12 protein-coding genes are annotated in these 13,726 nt (G+C 61.8%); 10 read left to right on the forward strand and 2 right to left on the reverse strand.

Features of this window, described 5'->3' with window-relative positions; genetic code table 11:
• Window positions 1-47 precede the first annotated feature (47 nt).
• Both J3P92_RS11230 and J3P92_RS11235 read right to left on the reverse strand, forming a co-directional pair.
• Window positions 48-659 carry a glutathione S-transferase N-terminal domain-containing protein gene (locus J3P92_RS11230; protein WP_434650797.1) on the reverse strand — a complete coding sequence of 204 codons (612 nt, stop codon included), beginning with the start codon at window positions 657-659 and terminating at the stop codon, window positions 48-50.
• 33 nt (window positions 660-692) lie between these two features.
• A complete protein-coding gene (locus J3P92_RS11235; RefSeq protein ID WP_434650799.1) occupies window positions 693-1,613 on the reverse strand; it encodes a MurR/RpiR family transcriptional regulator in 921 nt (306 codons plus the stop codon).
• 314 nt (window positions 1,614-1,927) lie between these two features.
• On the opposite strand from J3P92_RS11235, the gene J3P92_RS11240 reads away from it, so the two are divergent.
• From J3P92_RS11240 to J3P92_RS11285, 10 genes are all read left to right on the forward strand, one after another.
• Window positions 1,928-3,865 (forward strand): bifunctional 5-dehydro-2-deoxygluconokinase/5-dehydro-2-deoxyphosphogluconate aldolase, encoded by a 1,938-nt coding sequence (locus J3P92_RS11240; RefSeq protein WP_434650801.1) that lies wholly within the window; start codon window positions 1,928-1,930, stop codon window positions 3,863-3,865.
• A 189-nt stretch (window positions 3,866-4,054) separates the two neighbouring features.
• Window positions 4,055-4,948 (forward strand): myo-inosose-2 dehydratase, encoded by an 894-nt coding sequence (gene iolE, locus J3P92_RS11245; RefSeq protein ID WP_434650803.1) that lies wholly within the window; start codon window positions 4,055-4,057, stop codon window positions 4,946-4,948.
• Entirely contained in the window at window positions 4,945-5,754 is an 810-nt protein-coding gene (gene iolB / locus J3P92_RS11250; RefSeq protein WP_434563675.1) for a 5-deoxy-glucuronate isomerase, read from the forward strand. Before iolE ends, iolB begins: the two co-directional genes overlap by 4 nt.
• 30 nt (window positions 5,755-5,784) lie before the next feature.
• The gene (locus J3P92_RS11255; protein ID WP_434650805.1) at window positions 5,785-7,287 is read left to right on the forward strand and encodes a CoA-acylating methylmalonate-semialdehyde dehydrogenase; all 1,503 of its coding nucleotides are present in this window, start codon (window positions 5,785-5,787) and stop codon (window positions 7,285-7,287) included.
• Window positions 7,288-7,319: 32 nt separating this feature from the next.
• Window positions 7,320-8,189, forward strand: a complete 870-nt coding sequence (locus J3P92_RS11260; protein ID WP_434650807.1) for a TIM barrel protein — start codon at window positions 7,320-7,322, stop codon at window positions 8,187-8,189.
• 97 nt (window positions 8,190-8,286) lie between these two features.
• Complete coding sequence (iolD, locus tag J3P92_RS11265) at window positions 8,287-10,218, forward strand: 3D-(3,5/4)-trihydroxycyclohexane-1,2-dione acylhydrolase (decyclizing) (protein WP_434650809.1); 1,932 nt, start codon at window positions 8,287-8,289, stop codon at window positions 10,216-10,218.
• Window positions 10,219-10,248: 30 nt separating this feature from the next.
• Window positions 10,249-11,259: a Gfo/Idh/MocA family protein gene (locus tag J3P92_RS11270; protein WP_420766604.1), complete on the forward strand. Its 1,011-nt coding sequence runs from the start codon at window positions 10,249-10,251 to the stop codon at window positions 11,257-11,259.
• Between the two features lie 91 nt (window positions 11,260-11,350).
• Complete coding sequence (locus tag J3P92_RS11275; RefSeq protein WP_434650811.1) at window positions 11,351-12,403, forward strand: Gfo/Idh/MocA family protein; 1,053 nt, start codon at window positions 11,351-11,353, stop codon at window positions 12,401-12,403.
• 94 nt (window positions 12,404-12,497) lie between these two features.
• A complete protein-coding gene (locus J3P92_RS11280) occupies window positions 12,498-12,698 on the forward strand; it encodes a hypothetical protein (RefSeq protein ID WP_420766602.1) in 201 nt (66 codons plus the stop codon).
• 53 nt (window positions 12,699-12,751) lie between these two features.
• On the forward strand, window positions 12,752-13,678 hold the full coding sequence (locus J3P92_RS11285; protein ID WP_420766601.1) for a sugar ABC transporter substrate-binding protein: 927 nt from the start codon (window positions 12,752-12,754) through the stop codon (window positions 13,676-13,678).
• The last annotated feature ends 48 nt before the right edge of the window (window positions 13,679-13,726 follow it).

Genomic DNA, 13,726 nt, shown 5'->3' on the forward strand with positions numbered 1-13,726 from the left:
CTGTGGGAGCGAGCTTGCTCGCTCCCACAAAGGCATGTATCCAGCCGTCATTCCACCGGCGTGCTGACAAACGTTTCCAACCCTTCGGCATAGGCGGTGAATGCGCTGATCTGCGGGAACGACTTGCCTTGTACTTGATCCGCCACCAACAGGTTGGTGAAGGTCCACGCCACGGCGACGGTGATGCCGGCCTGATCGATGGAACCATCGGTGGGCAGCGGTTGTTTTGCCAGGGCTTGCTCCAGCTCACCGTAGGCGGCCAGCAACTGGCCCGAAATTCGTGACAGCCACGGAGCATGTTGGATATCCGCCGGTCGCAGGGTGCGTTCGTAATAGATCTGCACCGACTTTTCGCACGCCGCCAGCGCCAGCCCGACCAATTGCAAGGAGCGCAACCGTTGGGCTGGATCGGACGGCATCAGGCTGTTCGCCGGGCCGGCCAGTGCCTCCAGGTAATCGATGATCAAGGTGGAATCCATCAACACCGAGGCATCATCCATCACCAGCGTGGGGGCCTTGACCACCGGGTTGATGCTCTGGAAATGCTCGAATTGCCGGAACACCGACACCGATTCGTGTTCCAGGGCAATCCCTAGGCATTTGGCGGAAATGGCGACGCGTCGCACGTAGGGCGAGTCCAACATGCCGATCAGTTTCATGGCTTCTCCTTCATCGGTTTGGCAGGTCGGGTATCAATCCTCGAAGCCGACCTGTTCATGGATTTCATCGACTTTGAGTTCGAGTCGGTAGGCCACGGCGATGAACAGCGCTTGGCACAGGCACAACGTGGCGCTCAACGAGCGGAACGCGAACGAGCTGCCTTCGTTGACCAGCAACACCGCGTTGGCCCGCTTGGCCAGCGGCGATAAGTTGCTGTCGGTGATGATCAGTGTCTTCGCCTGGTGATGCTGGGCAATGCGTAGGCAGTGCTGGGTTTCCTTGCCGTAAGGCGTAAAGCTGATGGCAATCACCAGGTCGTTGGCCCGCACGCTGCGCATCTGCTCGCGATAACTGCCGCCCAGGCCGGAGACCAGGTGAATGCGCTTGTTGGTGTGCTGCAGGTTGTAGACCAGGTAATCGGCCACCGCGAATGAACGCCGCACACCGACCACATAGATGTTGTCGGCATTCACCACCAGGTCCACGGCTTTTTCGAACGCCTCGTCTTCGAGCTCCAGCCCCAGGCGTTCGATACCCGACAGGGTCGCGTTGACGCATTCCCGGGCCAGGTCGCCGGCACTGGCCTTCTGGGATTTGTTGGCGATCATGCTGCGAATGCGTTGCTGGTAGTTCTGTACCGGCGTGGTTTTGTGGGTGTACGCCTCGCGGAACAAAGCCTGCATTTCGCTGAACCCGCTGAAGCCGAAGCGCTGGGAGAAGCGCACGATGGCCGAGGGATGCACTTCACATTCCCGGGCGATGTCGCTGATGCGATCAACCATGATCCGGTCGCTTTGCTGGCTCATATAGCTGGCGATGCGCTTGAGCTGGCGCGGCAGGCCTTCGTATTCCTCGGTGATCAGTTGCAACAGCCGCTCGGCGTTGATCGGTGGGCTGGGGAGGGCGGCTTCGGACGCGCTCTCGGACGGCGCCTGCAGATCGGGGCGGGTCATAGGAAATCCTTCTGGCTTGTTCTTATAGGACGCCCCTTGAAAAACGGGCCGATCCTCGACAATAGGTTGGCTGGTCGCAGTCTACAGCGTAGGCGGGAGGAAAATCATGGGTGAACGAAGTTGTAGCGCCTGCTGAAACGATGCACCGCGTCTGGCCCGGTTGAGCAATAGCATATTGGAAAAAATATTCCACGATAAAAATATATGGAAAAAATATTGATTCTTGGCGCTTGCTCGTTTTAGTCTGCATCCACCAAAGCATTGGCGTCGGTTCCGACGTCAAGCGCAGGCTGATAAAAATAACAGGAGCCAGCATGGGCCAGACTCGTTTTGCCAGTGGGCGTAAATTGGATGTCATCTGCCTGGGACGCCTGGGCGTCGATCTCTATGCGCAGCAGGTCGGCGCGCGGCTGGAAGATGTCAGCAGTTTTGCCAAGTACCTGGGTGGATCGTCGGCCAACATCGCCTTCGGTACGGCCCGCCTGGGGCTGAAATCGGCGATGTTGAGCCGTGTAGGCGACGATCACATGGGGCGTTTCCTGGTGCAGTCCCTCGCCCGGGAAGGCTGTGACGTCAGCGGCATCAAGGTCGATGCCGAGCGCCTGACCGCCATGGTCTTGCTGGGTATCAAGGATCGCGAGACCTTTCCCCTGGTGTTCTACCGGGAAAACTGCGCGGACATGGCGCTGCGGGCCGAAGACATCGACGAAACCTTTATCGCTTCCAGCAAGGCGCTGCTGATCACCGGCACTCATTTCTCTACCGAAGGCGTCTACAACGCGAGCATCCAGGCGCTGGACCATGCCCGAAAACACAACGTCAAATGCGTTCTCGACATCGATTACCGCCCGGTCCTCTGGGGCCTGGCGAGCAAGGCCGACGGTGAAACCCGTTTCGTTGCCGACCGCAAGGTCAGCCAGCACGTGCAAGGCATCCTGGCGCGTTTCGACCTGATCGTCGGCACCGAGGAAGAATTCCTCATCGCTGGCGGCAGCGAGGACCTGCTGGCCGCGCTGCGTACGGTGCGCGCGCTGACGGCGGCAACCCTGGTGGTCAAGCTCGGCCCACAAGGATGTACGGTGATCCACGGTGACATCCCGAACCGATTGGAAGACGGCGCCATTTACCCGGGCGTTAGGGTCGAAGTCTTGAATGTGCTGGGTGCCGGTGATGCGTTCATGTCCGGGTTCCTCGCCGGTTGGCTGGAGGACGCCGACGATGAGCGCTGCTGCCAGTTGGCCAATGCCTGCGGTGGCCTGGTGGTTTCGCGCCATGCCTGCGCTCCGGCGATGCCGACCCGGGCCGAACTCGACTATTTGTTCAACAGCCCGGTGCCCATCACCCGACCGGACCAGGATGCCGCGCTGCAACGGCTGCATCAGGTGAGCGTGCCGCGCAGGGCCTGGAAGCAGTTGTTCATCTTCGCCTTCGACCATCGCTGGCAACTGGTGGAACTGGCTCAGCGCGGCGGGCGTGGCCTCGACAGTATCAGCGAGCTCAAGCAACTGTTCATCCAGGCTGTGCAGCGGGTCGAGGTCGACCTGCAACGCCAGGGTATCGCCGCCGATGTCGGTTTGCTGGCCGACCAGCGCTTTGGCCAGGACTCCCTCAACGCGGCCACCGGGCGTGGCTGGTGGGTGGCGCGGCCGGTGGAAGTGCAGGGCTCGCGGCCGCTGGCGTTCGAGCACGGGCGCTCCATCGGCAGCAACCTGATTGCCTGGCCGCAGGAACAGATCATCAAATGCCTGGTTCAATTTCACCCCGACGACGAACCGCTGCTGCGCCTGGAACAAGAGGCCCAGTTGATGGGCTTGTACAAGGCGTCCCAGGTCAGCGGTCATGAGTTGCTGCTGGAAGTCATCCCGCCGAAGGATCATCCATCAGCCCATCCGGACGTGCTCTATCGCGCCCTCAAGCGCCTCTACAACCTGGGTATTTTCCCGGCGTGGTGGAAGATCGAAGCGCAGACTGCCCAAGAGTGGAAGCAACTCGACGAGTTGATCCAGCAGCGCGACCCGTACTGCCGTGGCGTGGTGCTGCTGGGCCTCAACGCCCCGGCCGCCGCATTGGCCGAGGGCTTCCGCCAGGCCAGCCAGAGCACCACCTGCCGGGGCTTTGCCGTGGGCCGGACGATTTTCCAGGAGCCGAGCCGGGCCTGGATGGCCGGGGAGATCGATGACGAAACGTTGATCCGGGACGTGCAGGGGCGGTTTGTGGAATTGATCGAGGCGTGGCGCAGTGCCCGGGCTTGATGACAGGGCCCTTGTGGCGAGGGAGCTTGCTCCCGCTGGACTGCGAAGCAGTCCCAAATCCAGCCACCCTCGATTTGACAGGTAAAACCGCATCCATAGTTTTGCGACTGCTTCGCAGCCGAGCGGGAGCAAGCTCCCTCGCCACAGGTGATCGGCTGAACATTAGGGACAACAATAAAAGGTGCAGCCATGCCCGCTATTCGAATTGGCATCAACCCGATTTCCTGGAGCAACGACGACCTGCCGTCCCTTGGCGGCGAGACGCCCTTGAGCACGGCGCTGAGCGAAGGCAAGGAAATCGGTTACGAAGGGTTTGAGCTCAACGGCAAGTTCCCCAAGGACGCCAAGGGCGTCGGCGATGTGTTGCGCCCGTACGACCTGGCGCTGGTTTCCGGCTGGTTTTCCAGTCGATTGGCGCGGCGTTCGGCGGCCGAGGAAATCGACGCCATCGCCAGCCATGTCGAGCTGCTGGCGCAGAACGGCGCGACGGTATTGGTCTATGGCGAAGTGGCTGACTCCATCCAGGGCCAGCGCATCCCATTGATCGAACGCCCGCGCTTTCACACCGACGAAGCCTGGCAAGCCTACGCCGACAAGCTCACCGAACTGGCGCGCTTCACCCTGTCCCAGGGCGTGCGACTGGCCTATCACCACCACATGGGCGCCTACGTCGAATCGCCTTCGGACATCGACAAGCTGATGGCCTTGACCGGCAGCGAAGTGGGCCTGCTGTTCGACTCTGGCCATTGCTACATGGGCGGTGGCGAACCGCTGCAAGTCTTGCGCAAGCACATCGAGCGCATCTGTCACGTGCATTTCAAGGACGTGCGCAAACCCGTGGTGCAGCTGGCGCGCAACAACCTCTGGAGTTTCCCCGACTGCATCATCAATGGCACCTTCACCGTGCCGGGGGATGGCGACATCGATTTCGCTGCGTTGCTCGACGTCCTACTGGCTGCCGACTACCAAGGGTGGCTGGTGGTGGAAGCCGAGCAGGACCCCGCCGTCGCGCCGAGTTATGTCTACGCCAAGAAGGGCTACGACACCTTGCGTGCCCTGCTGCAAGAGAGGATGCCGGCATGAGCCTGTTGATCAAGAGCAATCCCGGCGGCCAGAAACTGGTCGAACTGCCCCATGGTGCGTTGGATTACGTGGGCTTCGCGGCCTACCGCCTGAGCCTCGGAGAAACCCTTCCGGTGATGGCCGGTGACAAGGAGTTGTGTGTGGTCTTGCTCAGCGGGCGTATCGACCTCAAGGGCGAAGCGCCGGGGCAGGGAACGTTCAGCTGGGACAACCTCGGTGACCGCCACTCGGTGTTCGAGGATAAATCCCCCTACGCCGCATACCTGCCACCCGGCAGCCAGGCCCAGGTGACGGCCTTGAGCGACGTGCAAGTAGCGGTGTGCGCCGCGCCGGGCGCGGCCAGCAATGAATACGGACCACGGCTGATCCGCCCGCAAAGCATGAAACGCAGCGTTCGCGGCAAGGGCGCCAATACTCGTTATGTCTGCGACATCCTGCCCGACAGCGAACCGGCCCACTCGCTGCTGGTAGTGGAAGTGCGCACGCCGTCCGGTCATTCGTCCAGCTATCCGCCCCACAAGCACGACACCGACGACCTGCCGCACCAGAGCTTTCTCGAAGAGACCTACTACCACCAGGTCAACCCGTCCCAGGGCTTCGTGTTCCAGCGGGTCTACACCGACGACCGCAGCATCGACCAGGCCATGGCCGTGGAAAACAGTGACCTGGTGGTGGTGCCCAAGGGTTACCACCCGGTCAGCGTGCCCTACGGGTACGAGTCGTATTACCTGAATGTCATGGCCGGTCCGAAGCGGGTCTGGCAGTTCCATAACGACCCGCAGCACAGCTGGCTGCTCGACCTCTGAATTCGAACATTCCAACGGAGAACCAGGACAATGAGCGACACCCCGGTAATAGGCCATTACATCAACGGCCAAGTGCAGGATGGCGACACCGCTCGCTCCAGCAATGTCTTCAACCCGGCCACCGGCGCGGTGCAGGCCCGGGTGGCCCTGGCCGTGCCGAGTACCGTCGAGGCAGCGGTGGCCTCGGCGCTGGCGGCGTTCCCGGCCTGGTCCGAGCAATCGTCGTTGCGACGGTCGCGGGTGATGTTCAAGTTCAAGGAATTGCTCGACCGCCACCATGATGAGTTGGCGCAGATCATCAGCCGTGAACACGGCAAGGTGCTGTCCGACGCCCACGGCGAAGTCACCCGCGGTATCGAAATCGTCGAGTACGCCTGCGGTGCGCCGAGCCTGCTCAAGACCGATTTCAGCGACAACATCGGCGGCGGTATCGATAACTGGAATTTGCGCCAACCGCTGGGCGTTTGCGCTGGCGTCACGCCGTTCAACTTCCCGGTCATGGTGCCGTTGTGGATGATTCCCCTGGCGCTGGTTGCCGGCAACTGCTTCATCCTCAAGCCTTCGGAACGCGACCCGTCCGCCAGTTTGCTGATGGCCCGCTTGCTGACCGAAGCCGGCCTGCCGGACGGCGTATTCAATGTCGTCCAGGGCGACAAGGCGGCCGTGGATGCGCTATTGCAGCACCCGGACATCGAGGCGATCTCCTTTGTCGGCTCCACGCCCATCGCCGAATACATCCACCAGCAAGGTACGGCGCACGGTAAGCGCGTGCAGGCCCTGGGTGGGGCGAAGAACCACATGATCGTCATGCCCGATGCCGACCTCGACCAGGCGGCGGACGCGCTGATCGGCGCGGCCTACGGTTCTGCCGGCGAGCGCTGCATGGCGATTTCCATCGCGGTGGCGGTGGGCGACGTGGGCGATGAGCTGATCGCCCGACTGTTGCCACGTATCGACCAACTGAAAGTCGGCAATGGCCAGCAACCCGGCACCGACATGGGGCCGTTGGTCACCGCCGAACACAAGGCCAAGGTAGAAGGCTTCATCGATGCTGGCGTGGCCGAGGGTGCGCGACTGATCGTCGACGGCCGGGGCTTCAAGGTGCCGGGGGCCGAGCAGGGATTTTTTGTCGGCGCGACGCTGTTCGACCAGGTCACCGCCGAGATGAGCATCTACCAACAGGAGATTTTCGGCCCGGTGCTGGGCATCGTTCGTGTGCCGGATTTCGCCACGGCGGTGGCGCTGATCAATGCCCATGAGTTTGGCAACGGCGTGTCGTGCTTCACCCGTGATGGCGGCATCGCCCGGGCGTTCGCCCGCAGCATCAAGGTCGGCATGGTGGGCATCAATGTGCCGATCCCGGTGCCCATGGCCTGGCACTCCTTTGGCGGCTGGAAGCGTTCGCTGTTCGGGGATCACCATGCCTATGGCGAGGAAGGCCTGCGTTTCTACAGCCGCTACAAGAGCGTGATGCAGCGCTGGCCCGACAGCATCGCCAAGGGCCCCGAGTTCAGCATGCCCACTGCCCAATAACTCATTTCATGAATGCCGGAGGGAGAACAACAATGAACAAGCCCCTGCGTTTTGCCTTGAATCGAATGGTTGCCCCGCGCCTGTCGCTGCCTGCTTTCATCGACCTGGCGCTGGCGTTGAAGACCGATGCCATCGAGATTCGCAATGACCTCAAAGGTGTCGAGATCGAAGACGGCATGCCGCCGGCCCATGTCCGCGAGTTGTGCGAGGCGCGCGGCATCAAAGTGCTGTCGATCAACGCCCTGTACCCGTTCGATGTGTGGAACGAAGAGCGCCGTGCCCAGGCCGTGCGCCTGGCCGATTACGCCCGCGAGTGTGGCGCCGAGGGATTGGTGATGTGCCCGCTCAACGATCGCGCCGATCCGCGCAGCGAGGTCGAGCGAGCGGCGGGTTTGCGTACTGCCTTAAGTGAACTTGCGCCGATCCTGCGCGCCTTCGGCATCTACGGTTTCATCGAACCCTTGGGTTTTGCAGAATGCTCGCTACGCCGCAAGCGCACGGCGGTGGAAGCGATCAAGGCCACCGACGGGCTGGATGTGTTTCGCCTGGTGCATGACACCTTCCATCACCATCTGGCCGGCGAGCAGGAGTTCTTCCCTGAATTGACCGGGCTGGTTCACATCTCAGGGGTCGAGGATGCCCAAGCGCCACTGGCGACCATTCGCGACGGCCACCGAGTGCTGGTGGGCGAGGGGGATATTCTCGGCAATGCCGGGCAGATCGAGGCGCTGCTCCGCGGCGGCTATGACGGTTACCTGTCCTTCGAGCCGTTTGCCGAAAGTGTTCATGAGTTGGCCGATATTCGCCAAGCGTTGGGGGCGAGTATGAATCACTTGCAAAGCTCCTGGGCCGGCTCCCCGAACAATGGAGGACCCCTGTGGGAGCGAGCTTGCTCGCGATGACGGCGCTCCAATCAATGCATGAGTTGCCTGACACACCGCTATCGCGAGCAAGCTCGCTCCCACAGTTGACCGAGTTGCGTTTGAAAAAGGTGCAAGCATGACCACAACAAGACTGACCATGGCCCAGGCCCTGGTGAAATTTCTCGATAACCAGTACGTCGAGGTCGATGGCGTCCAGAGCAAGTTCGTCGCCGGGGTGTTTACCATTTTCGGCCATGGCAATGTGCTGGGCCTGGGCCAGGCGCTGGAGCAGGACAGCGGCGACCTAGTGGTTCATCAGGGCCGCAACGAACAAGGCATGGCTCATGCCGCCATCGGGTTTGCCAAGCAGCATCTGCGGCGCAGGATCTACGCCTGTACCTCGTCGGTTGGTCCCGGCGCGGCGAACATGCTGACCGCCGCCGCCACCGCGACGGCCAATCGCATCCCGCTGCTGCTGTTACCTGGCGATGTCTATGCCAGTCGTCAGCCGGACCCGGTGCTGCAACAGATCGAGCAATTCCATGACCTGAGCATCAGCACCAACGATGCCTTCAAGGCCGTGAGCAAATACTGGGATCGCATCAACCGCCCCGAGCAATTGATGACTGCCGCGATCCAGGCCATGCGCGTGCTCACCGACCCGGCCGAGACCGGCGCGGTGACCCTAGCGCTGCCCCAAGACGTGCAGGCCGAAGCCTACGATTACCCGGATTATTTTTTGCAGAAACGCGTGCACCGCATCGACCGCCGGCCAGCCACCGAAGCGATGCTCGGCGATGCCCTGGCGTTGTTCAAGGGCAAGCGCAAGCCATTGATCATCTGCGGTGGCGGGGTGAAGTACTCCGGGGCCAATGCTGCATTGCAAGCCTTTGCCGAGCGCTTCGAGATTCCCTTTGCCGAGACTCAGGCGGGAAAAAGCGCCATCGTCTCCAGCCACCCGCTGAATGTCGGTGGCGTTGGCGAGACCGGCTGCCTGGCGGCGAACCTGCTGGCCAAGGAAGCGGACCTGATCATCGGCATCGGCACCCGCTACAGCGATTTCACCACAGCGTCGAAATGGCTGTTTCAGCATTGCGACGTGCAATTTCTCAACCTCAACATCAGCCCGTGCGATGCGCTGAAACTCGATGGCGTGCAACTGCTGGCCGACGCCCGTTCGGGCCTGGAGGCGCTGGCCGACAAGCTGGGGGACTACCGTGCCGAATGGGGCGCGCAGATCGCCGACGCCAAGGCCCAGCTCGACGCCGAAGTGGACCGGATCTACCAGGCAGATTTCCAGACCCAGGACTTCGTCCCGGAAATCAACGATCACATGGACCCCGCAGTGTTTCGTGAATTCATCGAGCTCACGGGGTCCTGCCTGACCCAAAGTCGCGTGCTTGGCACCCTCAACGAAACCCTGGCGGACGACGCCATCATCGTCGCCGCCGCCGGCAGCCTGCCCGGCGACCTGCAGCGCAGTTGGCGCAGCAAGGGCGTGAATACTTACCACGTCGAATACGCTTATTCATGCATGGGCTATGAGGTGAATGCCGCCCTGGGGGTGAAACTCGCCGAGCCCGATAAAGAGGTCTACGCGCTGGTGGGCGACGGCTCCTACATGATGCTGCACTCGGAACTCGCAACCTCCATCCAGGAGCGGCGCAAGATCAACATCGTGCTGCTGGACAACATGACCTTCGGTTGCATCAACAACCTGCAAATGGAACACGGCATGGACAGCTTCGGCACCGAGTTCCGCTTCCGCAACCCCGAGACGGGCAAGCTCGATGGCAGCTTTGTGCCGGTGGATTTCGCCATGAGCGCGGCGGCCTATGGCTGCAAGACCTACACGGTCAAGACGTTGGACGAGTTGTACGCGGCATTGGCCGACGCCCGGCGCCAGACGGTCTCGACCCTGATCGACATCAAGGTCCTGCCCAAGACCATGATCCACAAATACCTATCCTGGTGGCGGGTCGGCGTGGCGCAGGTCTCCACCAGCGCCCGCACCGATGCCGTCGCCAAGACCCTCAACGAACGACTGGCCAAGGCCCGTCAATACTGATTGCGCCAACACCTACATAAGGAGTTCAACATGTCTTTGAAGCTGGGCGTCATCGGCACCGGGGCCATCGGCCAGGACCACATCCGTCGTTGCAGCCAGACCTTGCTCAACAGCCAGGTGGTGGCAGTGACTGACATCAACCTTGCCCAGGCGGCGAAAGTGGTGGCCGACCTCAAACTGACCGCCGAGGTCTATCCGGACGGCCACGCGTTGATCGCGGCGCCGGACGTCGAGGCGATCCTCGTCACCTCCTGGGGGCCGAGCCATGAAGAGTTCGTGCTGGCGGCCATCGCGGCAGGCAAACCGGTGTTCTGCGAAAAGCCCCTGGCGGTCACGGCCGAAGGCTGCCGCAAAATCGTCGACGCCGAAGTGGCCCACGGCAAGCGCCTGGTGCAGGTGGGCTTCATGCGCCCTTACGATGAAGGATATCGCGCGCTCAAATCGGTGATCGACAGCGGCCAGATCGGCGAGCCGTTGATGCTGCATTGCGCCCACCGCAACCCGAGCGTGGGGGAGAACTACAAGACCGACATGGCGATCACCGATACCCTGATCCACGAGCTGGACGTGCTGCGTTGGCTGCTGGCCGACGACTATGTGTCGGTACAGGTGGTGTTCCCGCGCAAGAGCAGCAAGGCTTTGGCCCACCTGCGGGATCCGCAGATCGTTCTGCTGGAAACCGCCAAGGGCACGCGGATCGACGTCGAGGTGTTCGTCAACTGCCAGTACGGTTACGACATCCAATGCGAAGTGGTGGGGGAGACCGGCATCGCCAAGCTGCCGGAACCGTCCCAGGTGCAACTGCGCAGCGGCGCCAAGCTGTCCAATGCCATCCTGATGGATTGGAAGGATCGCTTCATCGCCGCTTATGACGTCGAGTTGCAGGCGTTCATCGACGGCGTGCGTGCCGGGCAAGTAGGCGGGCCGTCGGCCTGGGATGGTTTCGCCGCGGCGGTGGCGGCGGATGCCTGTGTCCAAGCGCAGCAGAGTGGGCAGATCATCAAGGTCGAGCTGCCGGAGCGGCCGCGTTTCTACGGCTGACCACATTTCCCTGTAGGTATGCAGTCAAATTGTGGGAGCAAGCTCGCTCCCACAGGGGGGGTGTGTATTCAATGACTAACAAGGAGCTTTCATGCGAATCGGACTAGTGGGCTATGGCAAGGGCGGGCGGTTTTTTCATGCGCCGCTCATCAGCAGCCTGCCGGGCGCTACGTTTGTCGGGGTGGTGACCCGTTCCGCCGAGCGACGCCAGCAATTGGCAACCGAGCATCCGCGGGTCCAGGCCTTCGATAGCCTTGAGCAACTGGTGGCGGCCGGCGTCGATGCGGTGGTGGTGTCCACGCCGCTGCAAGCGCGCCCCGCCATCGTGATGGAGGCCATCGAGCACGGCGTGGCGGTGGTCAGCGACAAGCCATTCGCCCTTGATGCCGGGCAGGCCGAAGCGATGGTGTTGGCTGCCGAACGACGCAACGTACCGTTGAGCGTGTACCAGAACCGCCGCTGGGATTCGGATTTCCTGACGGTGCGCAAATTGCTTTCATCCGGTGCCCTGGGGCAGGTCATTCGTTTTGAGTCCAGCGTCGAACGTTACTCGCCGACCTCGGTGGGCAAAGCCAGTGGCGGGGGCTTCCTGCGGGATTTGGGCAGCCATCTGGTGGACCAGGCGCTGCAATTGTTCGGGCCGGTGACCCGAGTGTATGCCGAGCTGGATTATCGACAGCCAGGCCAGGCCTACGACAACGGTTTTTTCATGTCGCTGGTCCACGCAAGCGGTGTGGTCTCGCACTTGAGCGGCAATTGCCTGCAAAGCGCTCCGCGCCCAAGGTTTCGGGTCAGTGGCAGCGAAGGCTGCTATACCGTCGAAGGCCTCGATGGTCAGGAGGCCCTGGCGTTGGCGGGACTGAGCCCCGCCACCGAGGGCGAACGTTGGGGCACGGAAGAACATCGGCGCTGGGGCTGGTTCGAACACGGTGCCGAGCGCGAGCGGGTAGCCTCGGAACGGGGCTGCTGGCTCGCGTTCTATCAGCGTCTACAGACAGCGTTGCAGGGCGACGGCCCGCTGCCCGTTGCGGCCCGCGACGCCTTGGCCACGACACGCCTCCTGGACGCGGCAAGACAGAGCGCGGAGCAGGGTCAGGTGGTGTGTTTATCTGAGCCTGTAGGACATGGAACAAAAAACGAATAAAATTCTAAAATGGGTTGATATGGAAAATATTTTCCAATAAAGTCGATTCCAGGTTACCGACAACCCTGTCCGCGTTTATCCAGGCTCACCCTGAATGGACGAAGGACGAAACAAAAACAAGAAACACAGCCAGGTACCGTCGATGAAAACCTTCAACCGCTCTGCGTTTCACCTGCCATTGTCCTTGCGCCTGTCCGCAATCCTTCCCTTGTTCGAAGCCCTGTGCATCCAGCGCAGGGGCGCCGTGGTGTGCTGCATGCCCGGCGCACCGATCGTGCGTTTACCACGTTCCTGAAGTCCGTCACGCCTTATCCATAAGACCAACAAAAAAGTGGAGAAAGAACGTTCATGAACACCAAGACCCGTATTGCCTCGCTGGCCCTGTCATTGATGTTTGCCAGCGGCGCTGCCCTGGCGGACCTGAAGATCGGCGTCAGCATGTCCCAGTTCGATGACACCTGGTTGACCTACCTGCGCGAGTCCATGGACAAGAAAGCCAAGGCCCTGCCGGACGGCGTCACGTTGCAGTTCGAAGATGCGCGCAGCGACGTGGTCAAGCAATTGAGTCAGGTAGAAAGCTTCATCAGCCAGAAGGTCGACGCGCTCATCGTCAACCCGGTGGACACCGCCGCGACCCAACGCATCACCAAGGCCGCCGTGGCCGCCGGCATTCCGCTGGTGTACGTCAACCGCCGTCCGGACGACCCGAAACTGCCGGAAGGCGTGGTCACCGTGGCCTCGGATGACCTTGAGGCCGGGCGCATGCAGATGCAGTACCTGGCCGACAAGATGGGCGGCAAGGGTGAGATCGTGATCCTGCTGGGCGATTTGGCGAACAACTCCACCACCAACCGCACCAAGGGCGTCAAGGAAGTCCTCGCCAAGTACCCGGACATCAAGATCGAGCAGGAGCAGACGGGCACGTGGTCCCGGGACAAGGGCATGACCCTGGTCAATGACTGGCTGACCCAAGGCCGCGAGTTCAACGCCGTGGTGTCCAACAACGATGAAATGGCCATTGGCGCCGCCATGGCCCTCAGGCAAACGGGCGCCAAGAAGGGCAGCGTGTTGATCGCAGGGGTCGACGGCACGCCGGACGGCTTGAACGCCATCAAGAAAGGCGACATGGCGGTCTCGGTGTTCCAGGACGCCAAGGGTCAAGCCGACGGCTCGATCGATACCGCGGTGAAAATGGTCAAGAAGCAGCCGGTCGAGCAATCCGTCTGGGTGCCATATCGCTTGATCACGCCGGAGAACGTCGATCAGTTCAAGTAACGCTTCACCTGTTTCATCACAACAATAAACAGGCAAGGTCGCCGCGCC

Origin of the sequence: Pseudomonas sp. D3-27, from assembly GCF_051132165.1 — a bacterium.
Taxonomy (GTDB): domain Bacteria; phylum Pseudomonadota; class Gammaproteobacteria; order Pseudomonadales; family Pseudomonadaceae; genus Aquipseudomonas.

Excerpts from the sequence above, each read along its gene's own strand:
- J3P92_RS11230 (WP_434650797.1), bottom strand. The coding sequence starts at position 659 with ATGAAACTGATCGGCATGTTGGACTCGCCCTACGTGCGACGCGTCGCC.
- J3P92_RS11235 (WP_434650799.1), bottom strand. The coding sequence starts at position 1,613 with ATGACCCGCCCCGATCTGCAGGCGCCGTCCGAGAGCGCGTCCGAAGCC.
- J3P92_RS11240 (WP_434650801.1), top strand. The coding sequence starts at position 1,928 with ATGGGCCAGACTCGTTTTGCCAGTGGGCGTAAATTGGATGTCATCTGC.
- iolE (WP_434650803.1), top strand. The coding sequence starts at position 4,055 with ATGCCCGCTATTCGAATTGGCATCAACCCGATTTCCTGGAGCAACGAC.
- iolB (WP_434563675.1), top strand. The coding sequence starts at position 4,945 with ATGAGCCTGTTGATCAAGAGCAATCCCGGCGGCCAGAAACTGGTCGAA.
- J3P92_RS11255 (WP_434650805.1), top strand. The coding sequence starts at position 5,785 with ATGAGCGACACCCCGGTAATAGGCCATTACATCAACGGCCAAGTGCAG.
- J3P92_RS11260 (WP_434650807.1), top strand. The coding sequence starts at position 7,320 with ATGAACAAGCCCCTGCGTTTTGCCTTGAATCGAATGGTTGCCCCGCGC.
- iolD (WP_434650809.1), top strand. The coding sequence starts at position 8,287 with ATGACCACAACAAGACTGACCATGGCCCAGGCCCTGGTGAAATTTCTC.
- J3P92_RS11270 (WP_420766604.1), top strand. The coding sequence starts at position 10,249 with ATGTCTTTGAAGCTGGGCGTCATCGGCACCGGGGCCATCGGCCAGGAC.
- J3P92_RS11275 (WP_434650811.1), top strand. The coding sequence starts at position 11,351 with ATGCGAATCGGACTAGTGGGCTATGGCAAGGGCGGGCGGTTTTTTCAT.
- J3P92_RS11280 (WP_420766602.1), top strand. The coding sequence starts at position 12,498 with ATGGACGAAGGACGAAACAAAAACAAGAAACACAGCCAGGTACCGTCG.
- J3P92_RS11285 (WP_420766601.1), top strand. The coding sequence starts at position 12,752 with ATGAACACCAAGACCCGTATTGCCTCGCTGGCCCTGTCATTGATGTTT.